Consider the following 21,248-nt stretch of genomic DNA (forward strand, 5'->3'; position numbering starts at 1 on the left):
CGTCTTAGCCGATCGCCGCATTGAGGATGTTCTCCTGCGTGGCCTCGTCGCGGGACATGATCGCGGTGAGGCGGCCTTCGCACATCACCGCGATGCGGTCGGCAAGCCCCAGCAGCTCGGGCATTTCGGACGTCATCATGACGACCGCCAGGCCCTCGCCGGCGAGCCGGTCGATGAGCGCAAAAATCTCCGATTTGGCGCCGACGTCGATGCCGCGGGTCGGTTCGTCGACGACGATCACCTTGAGACCGCGCATCAGCCAGCGCGAGATCAGCACTTTCTGCTGATTGCCGCCCGACAGGTTCTTGACCTGCTGGAACAAGCTCGGCGTCCTGATGCGGAAACGGTCGACATAGTCCTGCACCGCTTTGCGTTCGCTTGCCTTATCGACGAAGCCCATCCTGGCGAAGGCACGGAGCGAGGCGAGGCTGGCATTCTGGTAGACCGGCAGCTCGCCCATCAGCCCTTCGCTCTTGCGGTCTTCGGTGAGCAGGCCGATGCCGAGCCGGACGCCGGTGTGCGTGTCGTGCGGCAGCAGCGGGCTGCCATCGACCGAAATCGTGCCGGAGGTGATCGGATCGAAGCCGACAATCGCCTTGGCGAGCTCGGTCCGGCCCGCTCCCATCAAGCCGAAGAAGCCGAGGACTTCGCCGGCATGCGCTTCGAACGACACGTCCTTCAGCTTCTTCGCCGTGCTAAGTCCTTGCACGGAAAGGGCGACCTTGCTGCCTGGTGCACCGCGCTTGCGCGGGAACAGGTTTTCGATGCGCCGGCCGATCATTTCCTGGATCAGCGTATCGTTGGTGTGCTCGCCGATCGGCCTGGTCGAGACGTGGCGGCCGTCGCGCAGCACGGTCACCGTGTCGGCGATCTCGAAGACCTCGTCGAGCTTGTGGCTGACATAGAGCACGGCGATGCCGAGCGCGGCCAGCCGGCGAATGACGGTGAACAGCAGCGAGACCTCGTTCGGCGTCAGCGAGGAGGTCGGCTCGTCCATCACCACGACACGTGCTTCATGGGCGAGTGCGCGGGCGATCTCGACCATCTGCTGCTGGCTGACCGGCAGCGATCCCGTGCGCGCCGCCGGGTCGACATTGAAGCCGATACGCTTGAACAGAGCGGCCGCATCGGCACGGATCTTCTTCCAGTCGATCGAGCCGCCTTTGCCGGTCGGATAGCCTTCGAGGAAGATGTTCTCGGCGACGCTGAATTCGGCGATCAGCGCGATCTCCTGGAACACCACCTTGATGCCCTCTTTCAGGCTGTCGCGCGGCGACTTGATGTCGGCCTCGCGGCCGCGCAGGCGGATGGTGCCGGCATCCTTGCCGTAGACCCCGGCCATTATCTTGATCAGCGTCGACTTGCCGGCGCCGTTCTCGCCCATCAGGGCATGGATTTTGCCGGGTTCCAGGGTCAGGTCGACGTTATCCAGCGCCATCACGCCCGGAAAACGCTTGCCGATGCCGCGCATCTCCAGCGCCGGCACGCTTTTATCGACAGCCACGGTTTCGGCGGGGTGAAGGAAATCAACCGACATTGGCTCTGTTCCGCACGATGTCGAGATAGGTCGCCAGGATGATGACGATGCCGGGCACCACCATCTGCAGATCCTGGTTCCAGCCGAGGATGATGATGCCGTTGTCGATGACCTTCAGCACCAGCACGCCAAGCAACGTGCCAAGCAGCGAGCCGCGGCCGCCAAGCAGGCTGGTGCCGCCGAGGATGACCGCGGCAATCACCGTCAGCTCGAAGCCGCGGCCGGCGGTCGGCTGGCCGGCATTCATCAGCGACGACAGGATCATGCCGGCAATGCCGACGCAGAGGCCGGTGACGACGAAGGCGAAGAGTTTTAAGCGTTGCGAGCGCACGCCGGAGAGACGAACCGCGCGCTCGTTGGCGCCGACAGCGTAGAGATAACGGCCGAGCGTGGTGAAGCGCAGCGTTGCTGCGGCCAGCGCGAAAATCACCGCGGCAACGACCACGGGCAGCGGGATCGCGCCGATGTAACCGGCGCCGAGATCGGTGAAGCCGGCAAGTCGGTGGTGGTTCTGCACCGCCTCGCGGGTGAACAGATAGACGCCGCCCTGCAGCATCATCATGGTGCCGATGGTGGCGATCAGCGAGTTCACCTTGAGCATGGTGACGACCAGCCCGTTGAACAGACCGACCGCGCCTGAAAAGGCGAGTGCCGCCAGCAGGCCGAGCGTCAGGCTGTGTGTTGAATTGAGCACGGCCATGCCGATACAGCCGACAAAAGCCAGCGATGCACCGACCGACAGGTCGACTTCCGCGGTGATGATCAGCATCGTCATGCCGGAGGCAACGATCAGCACCAGCGCGCATTGGCGCAGGATGGCGATGATGTTGGCCTCGGAATAGAATTGCGGCGCCGCAATCGACATGGCGATGCAGAGCACGGCCAGGATCACGCCGAGCACCAGCTGGCTGCTGCCCAGCAGCTGGCCGCCGATGAAACGCCTTGGCGCAGAGGATTGCGTAAGCTCGCTCATGTCCATTTCATTTCCGGGCCCGTATCGGTGCCGTCGCCGTTTGGAAACCTGCGGGCCAAAACAGGACGGTTGCCCTGTTTTTCCGTCGGCATATCCGATCCGCTGCCCTTCCCGCCGTGTGGGAAGGGCTACCCGGAATCCTTACTTCTTCAGATCGGCGGACGTTTTCATGCATTTTTCCGGTGGCTGAAGCGCATTGACGGCATCCCATTTGATTTTGCGTATGGTGCCATCGTAGTCGTAGAACTTCTTCCAGTCGTCACCGTTCATCGGCGCGGTCGGGCTGACGATGTGTTCCGGCACCTCTTCGCCGTTGAAGAGCTTAACCGCTGCATCGATGGCGGTGTAGCCTTCCTTTTCCGGGAACATCGCGGCCTCGATCCGGTAGGACGGCTCGTTCTGCATCGCATTGATGAAGGCGAGGCCTTCGCCGCCGGTGCCGACAGTCAGCAGGCCGTCCTGCGGCTTGCCGGCCGCTTTCCAGGCCTGAAGGCCGCCGAGCGAGGAGGAATCGTTGATGCCGTAGATGATGTTGATGTCGGCGTTCTTGGCAAGAGCCGCCGAAGAGACTTCGAGTGCGCGATCGGGATTGCCGCCGCCGTCGAGGTCGTGGACCATGACCGCGTCGGGGATGATGGTCTTCAGGCCGTCCATGAAACCCTGCGACCGCAGGACGGTGGCGGACAGCAGCGGCAGGCCGACATTCATCACCTTGGCTTTGCCTTCGAGCTTTTCCTGGGCGTATTTGCCGGCTTCGACGCCGGCGGTGTAGCCGGTGTCGTAGTCGCAGATCGCGACCATTGTGGTCATGCCCTTAACCGGATTGCCTTCGAGCACGACCGGAACGTTGTTGGATTTCGCCTGGCGCAGCAGCGGCACGACGCCTTCCTCGTTGACGGGCGTGATGATCAGGACGTCGACGCCCTTGGCCATGAAATCTTCGGCGGCGGAGACCTCCTTGGCGACGTCCAGATTGGCGTCCTGCACCTCGAGCTCGATACCGAGTTCCTTGGCGCGGGCCTGCATGCCCTTGATGACGTTCTGATACCACTCATGCGTGGCGTAGTTGGTGACGTAGCCGATGCGCTTCGGCATGTTTTCGGCCTGTGCCGCGGCGGCGCTCAGAGCCAGCACGGCCGCCGAGGCAAACAGCATCGATTTGGACCAGTTCATGTTTCTTCTCCCTGTATTTCTTGTCAGTTGCTGAACGGATAGTCCCGCCGTTCCGGGTCGGCACGTGAAGAGACGGCAGCTTCGCCCGCGCCCAGCGCCGCCGATATCGTCTCGGCCGCCGCCTTAGTCCGTTCAAAGACGGTGCTGCGATCGAAGCGCGCGGCCTTTTGCGGCAGGAACGGGACGGTGAGCGCGGCAATGACCGCGCCGGTATGGTCGCGCACCGGCGTCGAGATGTTGATGCAGCCCTCGACAGCCAGCGAGGCGCGCATTTCATAGCCGAGCCTTGCGACTTCGTTCAGCCGCGCTTCGATTTCCGCCCGGCTGCCTTGGCCTTCGCCTGCAGCGACGATCCGCTCCACGATGCGGTCGCGCTCGGCGCGGCTCGAATGCGCCAGCAGCACCGCGCCGGAACTCGTTTCGAGGATCGGGAAATGCGAGCCAAGGGCAACCGAATAACGCATCGGCAAAGGCGAATCGATCTGCAGCACGACCAGTGCGCTCTTGCCTTCGCGCACGACGAGATGGCAGCTCTGGTCGGCATTGGCGGCGAGGCCGCGCATCACCGGCAGCGCGCATTCGACCAGGCGGTTCACCGGGGGATGCATATGCGCCAGTTCGAACAGCTTCAGCGACAGGCGGAAGCGGTCCGATTGCGTCCGGAAAATGTAGCCGCGCTTCTCCAGCAGCAGCAGGATGCGATAGATCTCGTGAATGGAACGCCCCATTCCGGTGGCGATCTCGGTCTGGGTCAGCGGCTCGCCGCTGGCAGCCATGAATTCCAATATGTCGAGCGCCTTCTCCACAGCGGGCACGCGGTAGCCGTTGCGGCCGCTTTCGCCTTCGTCGACGATCTGGGCAATATCGGTGGCCATTACGCGACGCTCCGTTGCGGCTGGCCATGCCTGGTCTCGCGATAGAGCCGGTTCAGCCGGTCCGCGAGCTCCGCCGCCGGCAATTCGCCGGTGATGGCCGCCGCGGCGTGAGGGGCGCATTGGCGGAAGAAGCTGATGAAGCCCGGATGGGTCGGGCGAAGATAGGAAGCTTCGATCGTCGCCAGCGTCGAGGCGAAGAAGCCGCCTGAGAGAGCGTTGACCTCGGCATCCTGCCACGCCGCCAGCGATCCCGGCTGTCCGCCGGATTTCACGTAGTCGCCGCGCTGATAGCCGGGCGAGCACAGAAACAGCGCGTAATCGACGGCTGCCTGCTTGTGTTTCGATTGAGCGCTGACGCCGATGCCGGCGCCGCCGAGCAAGGCGCCGGCGGATCGCGGCGTCGGCACGTCGGCGAAGCGCAGATACGGCCTGTCTGCCCTGGAGGCGTAGTTCACATAGCCGAAGGCGAATGGCACGTAGACCACGTCGTCATGCGCGATCATATGATCGTAGCAGCGGATCGGGTTCCATTTCGGCGAGTTCGGGTGCGACAGCGCCGCAAGCTGGCGCAACTGCCCGACGGCCTGCTCGATTTTTTCCCCCGCAATGAACTCGTCGCCGTCTTCGCGGGGCTCACCGAGCGTCAAAAGCAGGCACATGGCGTCAGTCGGCACCAACGGCAGCCCAAGCCATCTGCCGTCCTTCAAGGCGCGCCGGCCGAGCTCCAGCACCTCGTCATGGCTACGCGGCAGCGAACCGTAGCGCTCCAGTAGATCAGGGCGATACGAGGCAACCTGGCAGGCAGCATCGATCGGCAACGCCCATTGGCGCCCGTCCCTCGTGTAGGATTGCCAGGATGCGCCGACCGAATCCCGTTCGAAGCCGCGGCGCTGCTCAGCCGACAAATCGAACGGCACCATCAGCCCGCCTTCGGCAATATCGCCGATGAACGGATGATCGAACACGACAAGATCATAGGCGCCGAGCACCGGACCAAGCGCGCCCTCGCCGAACTCATAGAGGCTGCGGCGGTCCCATTCGATCTCAAGACCGGGATTGGCGGCGCAATACGGCCCGATGCTGGCCTCGAGCGGACCCCAGCAGCGTCGGTGATCCCACGCGAGGCCGCGCAGTCTTGTCATGCCGAAATTCCTCCCAGAGCCGCCCATGCGCCGGCCCAGCCGATTAGTAGCAACTATTTTCACCTACACAAGTAGTTTTTACATACGCAAAGCCGAACTCGTTTCCGGTTTGGCAGAAAGCCGCCCAGCCGCCCCTGGTTCGCATCGCGTTGCCGCCCTGCGCTGCAACCAAAGGCTGCGGTGGATCTAGGTTTTTGGGAACTTTCGCGACGAACATTCGTTCGGTTGGCGCAGCCCTCCAGAGCAGCATCACTGGAATCAGCAGCCACGTCGCAGGGAGCGGACTAAATGGACCAACTATGGGCGCGGCCATGAACCGGTTTGCCGCCTTGGCATTCGCCACGTTTCTGGCGATAACTTCGATCTGGGTACTGTTTCTGGTTTCTTAGGGATTTGGTTCTGGTTTTCTTAGGATTTGGCTCTGGTTGCTTGGGATTTGCCGCTGGTTTTTAGGATTTGGAGGGGTTCTCGACAGGTCGACCGCTTAACGATGACATCCGCCGCATGTGGTTCTGCGAGCCGGGGCCCCGTGCGTGAAGAAACTGTCGCCAGGAGCACACCGGCGCGCACATTCGGGGTTGGCAGCCACGCTGCCTGCAACGTTCCAATCGGTTTTCAGGACACTGCGAGATCTCATGTTGCTGAGAGCGATCGTTCGAAATTGTGCGGCCATCCGTGTTGGCCGCGTCGGCGCGACGATGCTGCTTGCCGCGCTGCTTGCCGGCTGCCAGGGCGGCGTACTCGACCCGCAAGGACCAGTCGGCGCCGCGCAGCGGACGATCCTGCTCAATTCGGTCGCCATCATGTTGGCCATCGTCATCCCGACGATCCTGGCGACACTCGGTTTTGCCTGGTGGTTCCGGGAAACCAACACAAGGGCGCAGTACCTGCCGGAATGGGCCTATTCCGGGCGCATCGAACTGGTGGTCTGGTCGATCCCCATCCTCGTCATCCTGTTTCTGAGCGGCATCATCTGGATCGGGTCGCATGACCTCGATCCAATGAAGCCGCTGGATTCCCAGCAAAAGCCGCTCGAGGTGCAGGTCATCTCGCTCGACTGGAAATGGCTGTTCATCTACCCCGAGCAGAATGTCGCGAGCATCAACCAGCTTGTGGTGCCGGCGGGCAGGCCGGTGCATTTCTCGCTCACCTCGGCAAGCGTGATGAATGCGTTCTTCGTGCCTCAGCTCGGCGGCATGATCTACACGATGAACGGCATGACGACGCAGCTTCACCTGCAGGCGGATCAGCCCGGCGAATTCTATGGGCGGTCGGCCCATTTCAGCGGCGACGGTTTTCCAGGTATGCAATTCGTGCTGCATGCCGTCGCAGCGGATGCCTTCGACGCGTTCGTCAATTCGGCGCGAAGCCGGGGACAGGCACTCGACAAGGCCAGCTACCACGAACTAGCCAGACAGAGCATCGACGTGCCACCTTCAACCTATCGCTCGGTCGAGCCGGACCTTTTCCATGAAATCGCGACGCAGGGCGTTCCGCCCGCGCCCGGTCCCCAGGCCGATCGCCCCGAGCCGGGCGTATCGCCCAAGACAGGAGGTTGACAATGCTCGGAAAATTGAGCTGGGACGTCATTCCGTTCGATCAGCCTCTGCCGATGATCGCCTCGGCGGTCGTCGCCCTGACAATCCTCGGCGTGCTGGCCTGGGTCTTCCTGGCCGGCCATTTTCCCTATCTGTGGCGCGAATGGATCACCAGCGTCGATCACAAGCGGATTGGCGTGATGTACACGCTGCTGGCGCTGCTGATGCTGCTGCGCGGCTTCAGCGACGCCGTCATGATGCGGTCCCAGCAGGCCCTCGCCTTCCAGGCGCCCGGCTATCTGCCGCCCGACCACTTCAATCAGGTCTTTTCTGCCCACGGCACCATCATGATCTTTTTCGGGGCGATGCCGTTCGTCATCGGCCTGATGAACCTGGTCGTGCCGCTGCAGCTCGGCGTCCGTGACGTTGCCTTTCCAACGCTCAACTCGGTGAGTTTCTGGCTCACCGCCACCGGCGCGCTGCTGGTCAACATCTCGCTGGTGATCGGCGAGTTCGCGCGCACCGGATGGCTGCCCTATCCGCCGCTCAGCGAGACCGCCTACTCGCCGGGCGTCGGTGTCGATTACTATCTGTGGGCGGTGCAGATAGCGGGTGTCGGAACGCTGCTCACCGGCATCAATTTCGTCACCACGATCCTGAAGATGCGGGCGCCCGGCATGAGTTACCTCAGGATGTCGATGTTCTGCTGGACTTCGCTCGCCGCCAGCCTGCTCATCGTCGCCGCGTTCCCGATCCTCACAGCCACGCTCGCGATGCTGACGCTCGACCGCTATTTCGGCTTTCATTTCTTCACCAACGAAGCCGGCGGCAACATGCTGATGTTCGTGAACCTGATCTGGGCCTGGGGCCATCCCGAGGTCTACATCCTCGTCCTGCCGGCGTTCGGCATCTTCTCGGAGGTCATCTCCACCTTCTCCAGCAAGCCGCTGTTCGGCTACCGCTCGATGGTGGCCGCGACACTCTTCATCTGCATCGTTTCGTTCATGGTGTGGCTGCACCACTTCTTCACCATGGGCGCCGGCGCCGACGTCAACGCTGCGTTCGGCATCGCCACCAGCATCATCGCTGTCGGTACCGGCGTGAAGATCTACAACTGGATGTTCACCATGTATGGCGGCCGCATCCGCTTCGCGACCCCAATGCTGTGGTCGCTGGGCTTCATGGTCACGTTCGTCATCGGCGGCATGACGGGCGTGTTGCTGGCGGTGCCGCCGGCCGATTTCCTGCTCCACAACAGCCTGTTCCTGGTGGCGCATTTCCACAACGTCATCATCGGCGGCGTGCTGTTCGGCGCCTTCGCGGGATATACCTACTGGTTTCCCAAGGCATTCGGTTTCCGGCTGCACGAGGGCTGGGGCAAGCTGGCCTTCTGGCTGACGCTGATCGGGTTCTACGCCACCTTCGTGCCGCTCTACGCCGTCGGCCTGCTCGGCATGACCCGCCGCATGCAGCATTTCGACGTGCCGGCCTGGTATCCCTGGGTGCTGGTTGCGGGCGCCGGCATGATCATCACCACCGCCGGCGTGGTCGCGCAGATCATACAGCTCGTCGTCAGCATCCGGCAGCGTGCGGCGCTTCGAGATTCCACAGGGGATCCCTGGGACGGGCGCTCGCTGGAATGGGCCACGCCCTCGCCGCCGCCGGTCTTCAACTTCGCCGCGCTTCCGCACGTCGAGGGCGAAGAGCCCTACTGGAGCATCAAGCAGCGGGCACGCGAGCAAAACCGCCTGCGCGACGAGCCTGAATACGAGCCGATCGAGATGCCGCGCAACAGTCCCACCGGGTTCATCTGCGCCTTCTTTGCGACCGTGATGGGTTTCGCTCTCATCTGGCACATCTGGTGGATGGTGGCACTCGGCGCGCTCGGTGCTTTCGCTACCTTCGTCGTATTCGCATGGCGCGACAAACCCGAATACGTCATTTCTGCCGCCGAAGTCGCCCGGATCGACCGCGCCAACCGAAGCGCGCGCCGCGAGGCACTGGCTACCTACACGGGGCCAAGGCCATGACCGCGATAGACGTTCGAGAGCGTGACCCTTACCGTATCCATGGCGGGCACGGCCATGCACTCGGCGGCCCGGCCCCGATCCGGATCGTCGTCGGCTATGGCTTCTGGATCTTCCTTCTGAGCGACATCGTGATGTTCTCCGCCTTCTTCGCGGCCTATGGCGTGCTGGCGGGCAAGACGGCGGGCGGACCAAGCGGGGCCGAGCTGTTCAACTTGCGCAACGTCGCGATCGAGACGGCCGCTTTGCTGTTGTCGAGCTTTACCTGCGGTCTCGCCGGCCTTGCCGTGACAGCGCGGCGAAGCTCCTGGTTCTATGTCGCGATGACTGTTACCTTCGTGCTCGGCGCCAGCTTCATCCTGCTCGAGTTGCGCGAGTTCGTGCATATGGTTGCCAGTGGTGCCGGACCGACGCGCAGCGCTTTCCTGTCGGCGTTCTTCACGCTGGTGGGATGCCATGGCCTTCACGTCACGGCGGGGCTGCTGTGGCTGCTCACGATGATGGCGCAGATCTTCGCCAAGGGATTCCGCGACGATATTCTTCGGCGTTTCATGTGCTTCAGCCTGTTCTGGCACGCCCTCGACATCATCTGGGTCGCGCTGTTCACCGTGGTCTATCTCCTGGGAGCAAGTCGATGAGCAATGCGGACGATCGCCACGCGCAACGGCGCGACACCCATGGCCTGGAGCGCTACGACATAGATACGGCGCCGGGTGACGAATACCTCGGCGACACCGACGTCGGATCCGGGCTACGCGGCTATGTGATCGGCCTCGGGCTGGCAACGCTGCTGACCATCGCCTCGTTCTGGTTGCCCGGAACCGACCTGGTATGGGCACCCGGCGTTCCGGTGGCGCTGGTCGTGCTGGCGATCGCCCAGATGGGCGTGCATCTCGTCTTCTTCCTGCACATCACGACGGGACCGGACAACACCAACAACGCCCTGGCGCTTGCCTTCGGCGTGCTGATTGTAGTTCTGGTGATCGGCGGCTCGATCTGGATCATGGCCAATCTCGACCACAATTTGATGCCGATGAACGCGATCATGAACATGAACCGCTGATTTAGCGATTATTCCGGCCATCGGCCGCAGTTCATGCGACAGCGAACTCCGGTCTCAAGCCCATTCGAATGTGCCGACGAGCTCGGCGTCTCCCAGGACGTGTGGGGCGGCCTCCTTCAGCACGTCGTCCACGGCGGCCTTCTCGCCGGGACGCAGCGTCTCGACGTCGACCGCAAGAGGCTCCGGGCAGCCACCTGGTCAAACCCGCAGCCGGCCGTTGGCCGGAACATTCGCCGCGTCAACGGGTTTTTCGGTTCGGACGCATTGCCGCGGAAACGGCAATGGGCTCGGCAATGGACGAAGGGCGCGACATGACCGGGCTAAGCGGTAGGCAATCAAGCTGGGCGAAAGGTGTTGTGGTCGCATTCTCCGCGCCCGGCGGCGAGACCATCTACGCCCACGAACGGGAAACCGTCGCTGCCGTCGCACGCACGATTGCAGCGTTGAAGGGATTTTCCTTCCGCGAGGGCCTGCGTGACGGTGGCCGTGACAGCGGCAGGCTGTATTTCGTGCCGGACGACAGCCTGCTTGCTGCCGATGCGGTTCAACTGGGCATAAACGGGCCCGACGATCTCTTCGGCGGGGTGGTGCCCTGGCGCCTCGCAACCACCAAGGCCATAACCCACGAGCTGGTGGACGGATCGGCGGCACGGCCAAAAGAATGGCTCGCCGGCTTCGGCAGCGCCGTCGCCGCGGCCGTACTGCCCGGCTACACTGCATTTTCACGCCATGACGCGCTGCGCGCAGCGCAACGTCTGCTGGAGCTCGGGCTGGTCCGGTTCAAGCCACCGCGCGCTTCGCGGGGCCGCGACCAGCACACCGCCGCGACGGTCGGCGATGTCGAAAGGCTGTTGGACCAATATCCATCGTCTGAGCTAAGCGAATACGGCCTTGTTCTCGAAACGCAGCTTCGCGACATCGTTACGCTGAGCGTTGGCAGAACCATGATCGACGAATTGTCGATCAGCTATTACGGCACCCAGCGGACGACGACCGACAACGACGGACAGCCCGTTTACGGCGGATCCGATCTGGTTGTGGTGCGCGGCGGATGGGAGGCGCTGGATGAGCTGCGATTATCTCCGGCGCTGGGTTTGGCCGTGGCGCAGGCGAGGACCTATGACGCAGCGATGGATGGTTATCCAGGATTCTTCGCTTCGCGACGCAACTACGACATCGGCCAAGGTGTCGATTCCTCGGGCATCTGGCGATCGGGTGTGCTGGAAGCCAGCTGGCGGATCGGTGGCAGCAGCAGCGCCGAGCTGGCAGCGATGGACGCCATGACGCGCGACCCCGACATGCAGATCGTGCATGTCTCCGCCGTCAAGCAGTTCGGCAGCACTGCGCGGCTGCCGCCGAACGCGGCAATCCATTTCCACGGGGAGGACCCGGAGGAGGGTCAAGTCACGCGTTACACCGTCGTGACCCAGGCGATCCGAGGGCCGATCGGAGAAGCCGGCCGATTCTAGCCATGTCAGGTTGAAGTCAAGCACGCCTCCGGCAGGGAACATCCACAAATGGCCCGAGTTTGTTTCGGGCAGGCAGCAAGTCAGAAAAGGCCCAGGCCCTGAAATGGGTGGCGGGCGTGCAATAGCGGCGTTGCCTGCAGGAGTGGTTACGGAAATGGCCATGCCAACCGTTTACGACAAACGACAGGATCCGGAAGGCCTCTGGGAGGTCTATGACAGCGAGAGCGACGAAGCCGTCGTGGTCGATGGCTTGCCGCTTTCCGGTCTCGACGAAAGCGAAGCCGATGAAGCGATTGAAAAGCTCAATCGCGGCGAGCTGACGTCGGACAACATCCCCGAGACAGCTCGGTCAGGGTGGCCTCCGACCAAGGATGGATTGTGATGACGGCCTGACGGACATCACCGGGGCGACCGGTCGCGGATCTACGACGAGGCCTTGACCCCGAGCTTGCGGGCCTTGTCCTCGAAGTCGTCACGAATGTCCTCGATCGTCGGCAGATGCAGTCGGCGCAGCTGGGCGTGCAACTTTTTGGCAGCGTCGGAATTCAGGTCGCGCCTGAAGTTGGTCGCGACCTCCTCGGCCGAGCCGTAACGGCGATAGCGCTCAATCTCGGTCTTCGTGGCCTGCTGGACGTGTTCGAGCGTCTTGCGCTCGGCATCGGATTTTCCGTCCGGTTTGGCTCGCATGACCGGGTTGAAGGCTTTGCTGATAACGAATTCGACCAGTTCCTGCTGGGCGTGAGCCATGATTGTTCTCCCTCGAAGGAGGCCTGTCCGGCCCAGAACGGTTCGTCGTTTCCCGGAAACGCTGACCCGCTCTATCTTTTCGTTCTGATGCAATTCCGAACGGAAAACCGTTCCACACTTTTACTGGAACTGCTCTAACCGCGGCGGCAATTGAAGGTTCCTTGGCGGATTTCGTTACCGCTGCAGGTCAAGCGCAGTTCCTCGAAGTCACAGCCGAGCCTTGGTGGTGCGTGGCGTTGCCAGGAGCAGGCTTGTTTCGCTGCCGGTAATTCCGGGGATCAGGCGGATACGTCTCAGCACCGCGTCGAACTCGCTCAGGGTCTGGGTTCCGAGTTCTATCACCAGATCCCAGCGGCCATTGGTGGTGTGGATGGTCGAGACCTCGGAGAAGCCACCCAGCGCCCGAATGACGCGATCGGCGGCGTGGCCTTCGATCTCGATCATCATGATGCCACGCACGCGCTGATCGACCGCGTCGGCGCGCAGAATGACGGTGTAGCCGACGATGACGCCGTCCCTCTCAAGTCGCTCGATCCGGGACCTTACCGTTGCCCGGGAGACACCCAGGCCGACGGCAAGATCGGAAATGCTGCGCCGGGCGTCGTGCCGCAGAGAGGTGATGATCTGCTCGTCGAGCTGGTCCATGATTGCTCACAACGGAAGTAGATGATGCCACTATGGTAAGGCATTTCGACAAATTTGCCAATTTGACATGTTCATTCTGCCAGCGATGCGGGCTTCAATAAAGGCATCGTAATTGGCGGGGTATGAGAATGCATTGCACGATCGTGGGCGCACCGATCCAGGCCGGCTCAGGCCGCATGGGCTGCGAGATGGGGCCGAGTGCGCTGCGCACGGCCGGCCTGGCCACCGCACTGACCGAGCTCGGCCATACGCTGACCGACCTCGGAACGATCGTCCCGGCCGACATGCGTCCTGTCGTACACGGCAACGCGGCGGTGAAGGCGCTGCCGGAAATTGCCGCCTGGACGGCAGCAATCAGCGAAACGGCCTATGCCGCGAGCGCCGATGCGATGCCGATCTTTCTCGGCGGCGACCACAGCATTTCGGCCGGTACGCTCGCCGGCATTGCCCGCCGGGCGGCGAATGCCGGCCGGCCGCTCTTCGTGCTGTGGCTCGATGCGCACCCCGATTTTCATACGCTCGACACGACCAGCAGCGGCAATTTGCATGGTGTGCCGCTGGCCTATGCCAGCGGGCAGCCCGGCTTCGAGGGCTATTTCCCCCGCCTTGCAGCGCAGGTGGACCCGGCTCGCATATGCGCGCTGGGGATCCGCAGCGTGGACCTGGCGGAAAGGGAAGCGTTGCGCAGAGCCGGCGTGACGGTCCATGACATGCGTTCGATCGACGAGCACGGCATTGCGCAACTGCTTCGCGCCTTTCTCGAGCGGGTGAGCGCCGCCAACGGCATGCTGCACGTCAGCCTCGACGTCGATTTTCTCGACCCGTCGATCGCCCCGGCGGTCGGCACCACCGTTCCAGGTGGCGCCACCTTCCGCGAGGCGCATCTGGCAATGGAAATGCTGCATGACAGCGGCCTCGTCACCAGTCTCGACCTGGTCGAGCTCAACCCTTTTCTCGACGAACGCGGCCGCACCGCCACGCTTCTGGTCGACCTGACCGCGAGCCTGATGGGCCGGCGGATCATGGACCGTCCGACGAGGGGGTTCTGAGCCATGACCGTCAATTTGAACATCGTCCCGTTCGTCAGCGTCGACCGCATGATGAAGCTGGTGCTTGCCATCGGCATCGAGCGCTTCCTGGTCGAGCTTGCCACCTATATCGAAGAGGATTTCAGGCGCTGGGAGCTGTTCGACAAGACGCCGCGCATCGCCTCGCACAGCGTTGACGGCGTCATCGAGCTGATGCCGACCAGCGACGGGCAGCTCTACGGGTTCAAATACGTCAACGGGCATCCGAAGAATACGCGTGACGGCCGCCAGACCGTGACCGCTTTCGGCGTGCTTGCCGATGTCGGCAACGGCTATCCGATGCTGCTTTCGGAAATGACCATCCTGACGGCGCTCAGAACCGCCGCAAGCTCGGCGGTCGCGGCGAAATACCTCGCTCCAGAGGCCGCCAGGTGCATGGCGATCATCGGCAATGGCGCGCAATCGGAATTCCAGGCCATTGCCTTCAAGGCGCTGCTTGGCGTCGACAGGCTGCGTCTCTACGATATCGACCCGGCGGCCTCGGCGAAATGCATGAAGAACCTTGCCGGCATGGGTTTCGACATCAAGCTCTGCGCGTCGGCGCAGGAAGCCGTCGAAGGTGCAGAGATCATCACCACGGTCACCGCCGACAAGCGGTCGGCAACAATCCTGACCGACAACATGGTTGGATCCGGCGTGCACATCAACGCGGTGGGCGGCGACTGCCCGGGCAAGACCGAGCTGCATCGCGACATTCTGCTGCGCTCGGACATCTTCGTCGAATATCCGCCGCAGACGCGCATCGAAGGCGAGAGCCAGCAGCTCGATGCGGATCATCCGCTCACCGAATTGTGGCAGGTGATGACAGGAAAGGCAGCAGGCCGGACGGATGCCCGACAGATCACATTGTTTGATTCCGTCGGCTTTGCGATCGAGGATTTTTCCGCGCTGCGCTACGTCCGTGATCAGCTGCAGCGGACCGGCCTTTACGAGGAACTAGACCTTCTGGCCGATCCCGATGAGCCGCGCGACCTGTTCGGCATGCTGCTGCGGGCCGAAAAAGCGACCGGGCTGGCGGTTGCCGGCAGCTGAGCTGCGATCCCGTCGGTCAGTCCTTCTTTTCCTGATACAGGCGCTCGGTCGCACGCTCGCTTTCCCTGCGCTCCGCCGGGCCGCGACGGCGCTGCGTGAGCAGGGCGTAGGCGATCAGGACTGCCAGCAGCAGTGGACCGCCTGCAACAACGAGCAACCACAAACTATTCCCAGACATCGACCGTCTCCTTTCCCTCACAACCGGAAAGGACCCGAACCGTTCCTCCGTCTTGTTGGATGTCGCCCGCAGGACGTGGTGCGATTCAGGATTTTGTGCCGCGAGCAGGACGTTCCACGCCTTGTCTGCACTCAGGATGCCCTTATCTAGACTCTTATCGTTCGGTCACATGCACTCTCTGCGAAGTGAAGGGAACCACAAGGGCTTTCCAACATTTGGTTGTTCAAGAGACAAACATGCAGCCACATCGGCTCCGGGGCTAGGAATACCATGCGTGAGAATCAATCCGACGTCTTCGATCTGTTTTCCGAGGTTTACAAGAATGCGGCGCAGGAGGAGATAAGCCTCCAGCAATATCTGCTTGCCTGCCGCGAGGACAAGTCGATGTACGCCTCAGCGCCCGAGCGGATGGTCGAGGCGATCGGCGAGCCGACCTTTGTCGATACCAGCAAGGACGAGCGGCTCGGCCGTATTTTTTCGAACCGGACGATCAAGATCTATCCGACCTTCGCCGACTTTTACGGCATGGAGGATACGATCGAGCGTATCGCCGGTTATTTCCGCTATGCCTCGCAAGGGCTCGAGGAACGCAAGCAGATCCTCTATCTCCTCGGCCCGGTCGGCGGCGGCAAGTCCTCGCTTGCGGAGCAGTTGAAAAGGCTGATGGAGCAGCGTCCGATCTATACGCTGAAGGTCGGCGGCCAGGTCAGCCCGGTCTTCGAATCGCCGCTCGGGCTGTTCGATCCCGACCGCATGGGCGACCTTTTGGAGGACAAATACGGCATCGCCCGGCGGCGGCTGACCGGCCTGATCTCGCCCTGGGCGGCCAAGCGTCTCGACGAATTGTCCGGCGACATCTCCAAATTCAGCGTCGTCAAGCTGATGCCGTCCAGGCTTCGCCAGATCGGCATCGCCAAGACCGAGCCGGGCGACGAGAACAACCAGGACGTTTCGGCCCTGGTCGGCAAGGTCGACATCAGGCAGCTGGAAAACTTCAGCCAGTCCGATCCGGACGCCTATTCCTATAGCGGCGGACTGAACCGGACGACGCAAGGACTGCTCGAATTCGTCGAGATGTTCAAGGCGCCGATCAAGGTGCTGCATCCGCTGCTGACCGCCACCCAGGAAGGCAGCTACAACGGCACCGAGAATTTCGGCGCTTTCCCCTATCAGGGCATCATCGTTGCCCATTCCAACGAATCGGAATGGCTGCAGTTCAAGAACAACAAGAACAACGAGGCGTTCCTCGACCGCATCCTGGTGGTCAAGGTGCCGTATTGCCTGCGCGTCACCGAAGAGCGGCAGATCTACGAGAAGCTGTTGCGCGAAAGCGAATTGGCTAACAGCCCCTGCGCTCCGGAAGTGCTCGACATCCTCAGCCGGTTCACCGTCTCGACCCGCCTGGCCGAACACGACAATTCGCCGCTCTACACCAAGATGCGCGTCTATGACGGCGAGAACCTCAAGGAAACCGATCCCAAGGCGAAGTCGGTCCAGGAGTACCGAAACGCCGCCGGTGTCGATGAAGGCATGACCGGCGTCAGCACCCGCTTCGCCTTCAAGATCCTGTCGCAGACCTTCAACTACGACACCGAAGAGGTGGCCGCCGATCCGGTGCATCTGATGTACATCCTGGAAGAGGCGATCAAGCGCGAGCAGTTCCCGAAGGAAACAGAGGCGGACTATCTCGATTTCATAAAGTCGGAGCTGGCCACCCGGTATGCCGAGTTCATCGGCCACGAGATCCAGAAGGCCTATCTGGAATCCTACAGCGAATACGGCCAGAACCTGTTCGACCGCTACATCGCCTATGCCGATGCCTGGATCGAGGATCAGGACTACAAGGATACCGATACCGGCCAGATCCTCAATCGCGAGGTTTTGGACAATGAACTGTCGCAGGTCGAAAAGCCGGCCGGCATCGCCAATCCCAAAGACTTCCGCAATGAAGTGGTGAAGTTCACGCTGCGCGCGCGGGCCAGAAACCATGGCCGCAACCCGTCATGGACAAGCTATGAAAAGCTGCGCGAAGTCATCGAGAAGCGGATGTTCGGGCAGGTCGAGGATCTGCTGCCAGTGATCAGCTTCGGCTCCAAGCAGGACAGCGTGACAGAGAAGCGGCATACCGAATTCGTGCAGCGGATGATCCAGCGCGGTTACACCGAACGCCAGGTCCGCCGGCTGGTGGACTGGTACATGCGGGTGAACAAGGCGGGTTGAAGCCAGCCCGGGGTAACATATGCCGATCTTCATCGATCGCCGACTGAACCCGAAGGACAAAAGCCTCGGCAATCGGCAGCGTTTCCTGCGGCGGGCGCGCGAAGAGTTGAAGCGCACCATCCGCGATCAGATCCGCACCGGCAAGATCGCCGACGTGGACGCCGAGCATGCCGTTTCGATGCCGGCGCGAGGCACCGGCGAGCCGAGCTTCAACGATGCCAGGAACAGCGGCAGCCGCCAGCACGTCCTGCCCGGCAACAAGCATTTCTCCCCAGGCGACCGGCTGCCCAAGCCCGGCCAGGGCGGCGGCATGGGGTCCGCACCGGGGAGAACCGAATCGGAGGACGATTTCCGTTTCGTGCTGTCGCGCGAAGAGGTGCTCGACCTCTTTTTCGAAGACCTCGAACTGCCTGACATGGTCAAGCTCAACCTCAAGGAAATCCTCGCCTTCAAGCCGCGCCGGGCCGGCTTCGCCGCGACCGGCTCGCCGACCAACATCAATGTCGGGCGCACGATGCGCAACAGCCATGGCCGCCGCATAGCGCTCAGGCGTCCCAAGCAGGAGGACCTCGATGCGATCGCGCAGGAGATCGCGTCGCTGGAGGCGAAGCCGCAAAACGTCGAGACGCGCCAGCGCGTCGTGGCGCTGCAGGAAGAGTTCGATCGACTGGAGCGTCGCCGCAAGCGGATCGCCTATGTCGACCCGGTCGATATCCGCTTCAACCGCTTCGACGCACAGCCGGTGCCGAACGCCAACGCGGTGATGTTCTGCCTCATGGACGTGTCCGGTTCGATGGGCGAACGCGAGAAGGATCTGGCCAAGCGCTTCTTCGTGCTGCTGCACCTGTTCCTGAAGCGGCGCTACGACCGGACCGAGGTGGTCTTCATCCGCCACACCCACGAGGCGCAGGAGGTCGACGAGGAAACCTTCTTCTACAACACCCAGAGCGGCGGTACGGTGGTTTCCACCGCGCTCGAGGAGATGCACCGCATCGTCGAGCAACGCTATCCCAGCCGCGAATGGAACATCTATGTCGCCCAGGCCTCGGACGGTGACAATTTCGTCACCGATTCCGAGCGCTGCATCGCCCTGCTCGACGAACAGATCATGCGGCTGTGCCAGTATTTCGCCTATGTCGAGATCCTCGACGAGCGCGAGAGCCATATCTTCGGCGCTACCGACAACGGCACGTCGCTGTGGCGTGCCTACAGTGCGGTCAAGCTGAGGTGGTCGAATTTCCAGATGAGCCGCATCGCCACCGCGGCCGACATCTACCCGGTTTTCCGCCAGCTCTTCGCCAGACAGCCGGGCTATCAAAAGAGCGGTGAAAGAGGGGGCTGATGGCGAGCAGATCCGGGCTGCTGTTTTCCGGTTCCGACTGGGATTTCAGGACGCTGTCGCGCGCCTACGAGACCATCGAGGCGATCGCCACCGAAGAGCTCCACCTCGACACCTATCCGGTACAGATGGAGATCATCTCGTCCGAACAGATGCTCGACGCTTATTCCTCGGTCGGCATGCCGCTGATGTACCGGCACTGGTCCTTCGGCAAGCACTACCTCTACCAGGAACTGCTCTATCGCAAAGGCGGGCGAGGGCTCGCCTATGAACTCGTCATCAATTCGAATCCCTGCATCGTCTATCTGATGGAGGAAAACACCATGGCCCTCCAGGCCCTGGTGACGGCGCACGCAGCACTCGGCCATAACCATTTCTTCAAGAACAATTATCTTTTCCGGCAGTGGACGGACGCCGGCGCCATCCTCAGCTATCTGGACTTTGCCAAGGGCTACATTGCCCGCTGCGAGGAGCGGCATGGCGTCGATCCGGTGGAAGAGATCCTCGATGCCGCACACGCGCTGATGGAACAGGGCGTGTTCAGATATCACCGGCCGCCGAAGCTGTCGTCGGAAAAGCAGCGCGAGGGCCTTCGCGAGCGCCTGGAATACGAGGAGCGCTCCTACAACGATCTGTGGCGCACGCTGCCGCCGTCCAAGGACGGCACCAAGGTCCGCGAGACGGACACCATGGCGGAGCGCAAGAAATCGCTCAAGCTGCCCGAGGAGAACCTGCTTTATTTCCTGGAGAAGAACAGCCTGATCCTGGAACCGTGGCAGCGTGAGGTTATCCGGATCGTCCGCGTTATCGCGCAGTATTTCTATCCACAGCGCCAAACGCAGGTGATGAACGAGGGCTGCGCCACCTTCGTGCATTACACGCTGATGAACCTTTTGTTCGACCGCGGGCTGATCGGCGAAGGTGCCATGCTGGAGATCCTGCGCAACCATTCGAACGTGATCTTCCAGCCGGGGTTCGACGATCCGCGCTTTTCCGGTATCAACCCTTACGCGCTGGGTCTCGACATGATGCAGGACATCCAGCGCATCTCGACCGCGCCGACGGCCGAGGACCGCGACTGGTTCCCCGATATCGCCGGCAACGGCGACTGGCGCCAGACCTTGCTGGACGCCTGGGCCAACCATCGCGACGAGTCCTTCATCCGCCAATATCTGAGCCCTACCCTGATACGGAAATGGCGGTTCTTTGTGCTTGCCGACGCTGCCAACGACCCCCATTACGAAGTCGCCTCGATACACAATGAGCGCGGCTACGAGAGTATCCGCAGCGCACTCGCCCACAGCTACGACATCGGCGCCAGCCGGCCGGACATCCAGGTGGTGGATGTGGACCTGCTCGGCGACCGGCATCTGCGCCTGCAGCACAAGGTCAAGGACGGCATCGTGCTGGAAGGCGGCAGCCGCGACGCCACGCTGCGCCACATCCGCAAGCTCTGGGGCTACGAGGTCAGCATGGTCGCGGTCGACGCGCAGACCGGCGCCAGGCTCCACGAACGCTCGACCAGCCAGATCGGGGAATGACCGAACAGCCTGCCCTATCCAAGCGCCCGATTCTGGTGGACCTTGGCGGCGCTTGTCTCGTTGCTGGCGGAGCACGCGACCTATTGGTTGGTCACACACCCCGTCAATAATTTCTGGGTGCAAGACACTGTCCTGCCGAAATCCGCCGCGACGTTTTTTTCAATGTTCTCTCGAAAGCAGACCGGCGACTGGAGAGATTTGCGCAACGTCTGGGAGGCTTCGCATGTCGCCAGGGCGGGCCTGGCAATGCTGAGCCTCGTCCCAATTGCTGTCGCCGCGACATTTTTTGCCGAATAGCCCCAGGGATCAAGACGGCGCCCTCGTCCGCCAATTTTGCGGCCAAGAACGCTGCATCCGTCAAATCAGGGAACGGACCCGGCGCCGTATTGTCTTAACGTCAAGCGATCCGGCCGTTCAGCGGTCGGCGCGATGCTTTTTGTGGGCGCTTTCCTGGTGCTCGCCGCGGATGATGTTGCGATCGTCGGGATCGGCAATATCCTTCGGGTCCGATCTGAGCTCGGCACCGCGCCGGAACGCCTCGCGCTCTTGCCTGGTCTTTTTCAAATCCGCTTCCGCGTCGAAATCCTTGCCGGCGTTTTTCGTGTTCTCGCGCTCTTCGATGATGCGCAATTGCTGCTCATGAGTCTTCTTTCCGGCCATT

The 21,248-nt window shown here is 62.3% G+C and carries 21 protein-coding genes; 12 read left to right on the top strand and 9 right to left on the bottom strand.

Annotated features, from left to right (window positions below; all coding sequences use genetic code 11):
• Positions 1-4: 4 nt before the first annotated feature.
• From NKJ35_RS14695 to NKJ35_RS14715, 5 genes are all read right to left on the bottom strand, one after another.
• Positions 5-1,537: a sugar ABC transporter ATP-binding protein gene (locus tag NKJ35_RS14695; protein WP_352647908.1), complete on the bottom strand. Its 1,533-nt coding sequence runs from the start codon at positions 1,535-1,537 to the stop codon at positions 5-7.
• On the bottom strand, positions 1,527-2,510 hold the full coding sequence (locus NKJ35_RS14700; RefSeq protein ID WP_352507024.1) for an ABC transporter permease: 984 nt from the start codon (positions 2,508-2,510) through the stop codon (positions 1,527-1,529). Before NKJ35_RS14700 ends, NKJ35_RS14695 begins: the two co-directional genes overlap by 11 nt.
• A 141-nt stretch (positions 2,511-2,651) precedes the next feature.
• Positions 2,652-3,683 (bottom strand): sugar ABC transporter substrate-binding protein, encoded by a 1,032-nt coding sequence (locus tag NKJ35_RS14705; RefSeq protein ID WP_352647911.1) that lies wholly within the window; start codon positions 3,681-3,683, stop codon positions 2,652-2,654.
• Positions 3,684-3,706: 23 nt separating this feature from the next.
• Entirely contained in the window at positions 3,707-4,558 is an 852-nt protein-coding gene (locus tag NKJ35_RS14710; protein ID WP_352647913.1) for an IclR family transcriptional regulator, read from the bottom strand.
• Positions 4,558-5,700: an ABC transporter substrate-binding protein gene (locus tag NKJ35_RS14715; RefSeq protein WP_352647916.1), complete on the bottom strand. Its 1,143-nt coding sequence runs from the start codon at positions 5,698-5,700 to the stop codon at positions 4,558-4,560. Before NKJ35_RS14715 ends, NKJ35_RS14710 begins: the two co-directional genes overlap by 1 nt.
• Positions 5,701-6,335: 635 nt before the next feature.
• Here NKJ35_RS14715 and cyoA point away from each other — a divergent pair.
• The 6 genes from cyoA to NKJ35_RS14745 all read left to right on the top strand — a co-directional run bounded on the left by cyoA (position 6,336) and on the right by NKJ35_RS14745 (position 12,179).
• Entirely contained in the window at positions 6,336-7,259 is a 924-nt protein-coding gene (gene cyoA / locus NKJ35_RS14720) for a ubiquinol oxidase subunit II (protein ID WP_352647918.1), read from the top strand.
• Positions 7,260-7,261: 2 nt separating this feature from the next.
• Complete coding sequence (gene cyoB, locus NKJ35_RS14725) at positions 7,262-9,268, top strand: cytochrome o ubiquinol oxidase subunit I (protein ID WP_352647920.1); 2,007 nt, start codon at positions 7,262-7,264, stop codon at positions 9,266-9,268.
• Positions 9,265-9,903, top strand: coding sequence for a cytochrome o ubiquinol oxidase subunit III (gene cyoC / locus NKJ35_RS14730; RefSeq protein ID WP_352647923.1), 639 nt, complete (start codon positions 9,265-9,267; stop codon positions 9,901-9,903). The genes cyoB and cyoC overlap by 4 nt, the downstream gene beginning before the upstream one ends.
• Entirely contained in the window at positions 9,900-10,328 is a 429-nt protein-coding gene (gene cyoD, locus NKJ35_RS14735) for a cytochrome o ubiquinol oxidase subunit IV (protein WP_352476953.1), read from the top strand. Before cyoC ends, cyoD begins: the two co-directional genes overlap by 4 nt.
• Before the next feature lie 281 nt (positions 10,329-10,609).
• Positions 10,610-11,797, top strand: coding sequence for a DUF3182 family protein (locus NKJ35_RS14740; RefSeq protein WP_352647925.1), 1,188 nt, complete (start codon positions 10,610-10,612; stop codon positions 11,795-11,797).
• Between the two features lie 160 nt (positions 11,798-11,957).
• The gene (locus NKJ35_RS14745; protein WP_254815792.1) at positions 11,958-12,179 is read left to right on the top strand and encodes a hypothetical protein; all 222 of its coding nucleotides are present in this window, start codon (positions 11,958-11,960) and stop codon (positions 12,177-12,179) included.
• Positions 12,180-12,220: 41 nt separating this feature from the next.
• Here the strand turns inward: NKJ35_RS14745 and NKJ35_RS14750 are convergent, their stop codons facing one another.
• The gene (locus NKJ35_RS14750) at positions 12,221-12,544 is read right to left on the bottom strand and encodes a hypothetical protein (RefSeq protein WP_352476950.1); all 324 of its coding nucleotides are present in this window, start codon (positions 12,542-12,544) and stop codon (positions 12,221-12,223) included.
• A gap of 207 nt (positions 12,545-12,751) precedes the next feature.
• A complete protein-coding gene (locus tag NKJ35_RS14755) occupies positions 12,752-13,189 on the bottom strand; it encodes an Lrp/AsnC family transcriptional regulator (RefSeq protein ID WP_352476949.1) in 438 nt (145 codons plus the stop codon).
• A gap of 128 nt (positions 13,190-13,317) precedes the next feature.
• On the opposite strand from NKJ35_RS14755, the gene rocF reads away from it, so the two are divergent.
• Positions 13,318-14,238 (top strand): arginase, encoded by a 921-nt coding sequence (gene rocF, locus NKJ35_RS14760; RefSeq protein WP_352647927.1) that lies wholly within the window; start codon positions 13,318-13,320, stop codon positions 14,236-14,238.
• Between the two features lie 3 nt (positions 14,239-14,241).
• Entirely contained in the window at positions 14,242-15,309 is a 1,068-nt protein-coding gene (gene ocd / locus NKJ35_RS14765) for an ornithine cyclodeaminase (protein ID WP_352647929.1), read from the top strand.
• A gap of 16 nt (positions 15,310-15,325) precedes the next feature.
• Here the strand turns inward: ocd and NKJ35_RS14770 are convergent, their stop codons facing one another.
• Entirely contained in the window at positions 15,326-15,487 is a 162-nt protein-coding gene (locus tag NKJ35_RS14770; RefSeq protein ID WP_254815787.1) for a hypothetical protein, read from the bottom strand.
• Positions 15,488-15,757: 270 nt separating this feature from the next.
• On the opposite strand from NKJ35_RS14770, the gene NKJ35_RS14775 reads away from it, so the two are divergent.
• Genes NKJ35_RS14775 through NKJ35_RS14790 form a run of 4 tightly spaced genes read left to right on the top strand, consistent with a single transcriptional unit; the run spans position 15,758 to position 20,884 of the window.
• Positions 15,758-17,707 carry a PrkA family serine protein kinase gene (locus NKJ35_RS14775; RefSeq protein ID WP_254815786.1) on the top strand — a complete coding sequence of 650 codons (1,950 nt, stop codon included), beginning with the start codon at positions 15,758-15,760 and terminating at the stop codon, positions 17,705-17,707.
• A 19-nt stretch (positions 17,708-17,726) separates the two neighbouring features.
• The gene (locus tag NKJ35_RS14780; protein ID WP_352647931.1) at positions 17,727-19,049 is read left to right on the top strand and encodes a YeaH/YhbH family protein; all 1,323 of its coding nucleotides are present in this window, start codon (positions 17,727-17,729) and stop codon (positions 19,047-19,049) included.
• Entirely contained in the window at positions 19,049-20,587 is a 1,539-nt protein-coding gene (locus NKJ35_RS14785) for a SpoVR family protein (protein WP_352647933.1), read from the top strand. The genes NKJ35_RS14780 and NKJ35_RS14785 overlap by 1 nt, the downstream gene beginning before the upstream one ends.
• A 42-nt stretch (positions 20,588-20,629) precedes the next feature.
• Positions 20,630-20,884: a hypothetical protein gene (locus tag NKJ35_RS14790; RefSeq protein ID WP_352647934.1), complete on the top strand. Its 255-nt coding sequence runs from the start codon at positions 20,630-20,632 to the stop codon at positions 20,882-20,884.
• A gap of 117 nt (positions 20,885-21,001) precedes the next feature.
• On the opposite strand, the gene NKJ35_RS14795 is transcribed toward NKJ35_RS14790, so the two are convergent.
• On the bottom strand, positions 21,002-21,247 hold the full coding sequence (locus NKJ35_RS14795; protein ID WP_352647936.1) for a hypothetical protein: 246 nt from the start codon (positions 21,245-21,247) through the stop codon (positions 21,002-21,004).
• Position 21,248 lies beyond the last annotated feature (1 nt).

The organism is Mesorhizobium sp. M0136, from assembly GCF_040322515.1.
GTDB lineage: Bacteria > Pseudomonadota > Alphaproteobacteria > Rhizobiales > Rhizobiaceae > Mesorhizobium.

Excerpts from the sequence above, each read along its gene's own strand:
- NKJ35_RS14695 (WP_352647908.1), bottom strand. The coding sequence starts at position 1,537 with ATGTCGGTTGATTTCCTTCACCCCGCCGAAACCGTGGCTGTCGATAAA.
- NKJ35_RS14700 (WP_352507024.1), bottom strand. The coding sequence starts at position 2,510 with ATGAGCGAGCTTACGCAATCCTCTGCGCCAAGGCGTTTCATCGGCGGC.
- NKJ35_RS14705 (WP_352647911.1), bottom strand. The coding sequence starts at position 3,683 with ATGAACTGGTCCAAATCGATGCTGTTTGCCTCGGCGGCCGTGCTGGCT.
- NKJ35_RS14710 (WP_352647913.1), bottom strand. The coding sequence starts at position 4,558 with ATGGCCACCGATATTGCCCAGATCGTCGACGAAGGCGAAAGCGGCCGC.
- NKJ35_RS14715 (WP_352647916.1), bottom strand. The coding sequence starts at position 5,700 with ATGACAAGACTGCGCGGCCTCGCGTGGGATCACCGACGCTGCTGGGGT.
- cyoA (WP_352647918.1), top strand. The coding sequence starts at position 6,336 with ATGTTGCTGAGAGCGATCGTTCGAAATTGTGCGGCCATCCGTGTTGGC.
- cyoB (WP_352647920.1), top strand. The coding sequence starts at position 7,262 with ATGCTCGGAAAATTGAGCTGGGACGTCATTCCGTTCGATCAGCCTCTG.
- cyoC (WP_352647923.1), top strand. The coding sequence starts at position 9,265 with ATGACCGCGATAGACGTTCGAGAGCGTGACCCTTACCGTATCCATGGC.
- cyoD (WP_352476953.1), top strand. The coding sequence starts at position 9,900 with ATGAGCAATGCGGACGATCGCCACGCGCAACGGCGCGACACCCATGGC.
- NKJ35_RS14740 (WP_352647925.1), top strand. The coding sequence starts at position 10,610 with ATGGGCTCGGCAATGGACGAAGGGCGCGACATGACCGGGCTAAGCGGT.
- NKJ35_RS14745 (WP_254815792.1), top strand. The coding sequence starts at position 11,958 with ATGCCAACCGTTTACGACAAACGACAGGATCCGGAAGGCCTCTGGGAG.
- NKJ35_RS14750 (WP_352476950.1), bottom strand. The coding sequence starts at position 12,544 with ATGGCTCACGCCCAGCAGGAACTGGTCGAATTCGTTATCAGCAAAGCC.
- NKJ35_RS14755 (WP_352476949.1), bottom strand. The coding sequence starts at position 13,189 with ATGGACCAGCTCGACGAGCAGATCATCACCTCTCTGCGGCACGACGCC.
- rocF (WP_352647927.1), top strand. The coding sequence starts at position 13,318 with ATGCATTGCACGATCGTGGGCGCACCGATCCAGGCCGGCTCAGGCCGC.
- ocd (WP_352647929.1), top strand. The coding sequence starts at position 14,242 with ATGACCGTCAATTTGAACATCGTCCCGTTCGTCAGCGTCGACCGCATG.
- NKJ35_RS14770 (WP_254815787.1), bottom strand. The coding sequence starts at position 15,487 with ATGTCTGGGAATAGTTTGTGGTTGCTCGTTGTTGCAGGCGGTCCACTG.
- NKJ35_RS14775 (WP_254815786.1), top strand. The coding sequence starts at position 15,758 with ATGCGTGAGAATCAATCCGACGTCTTCGATCTGTTTTCCGAGGTTTAC.
- NKJ35_RS14780 (WP_352647931.1), top strand. The coding sequence starts at position 17,727 with ATGCCGATCTTCATCGATCGCCGACTGAACCCGAAGGACAAAAGCCTC.
- NKJ35_RS14785 (WP_352647933.1), top strand. The coding sequence starts at position 19,049 with ATGGCGAGCAGATCCGGGCTGCTGTTTTCCGGTTCCGACTGGGATTTC.
- NKJ35_RS14795 (WP_352647936.1), bottom strand. The coding sequence starts at position 21,247 with ATGGCCGGAAAGAAGACTCATGAGCAGCAATTGCGCATCATCGAAGAG.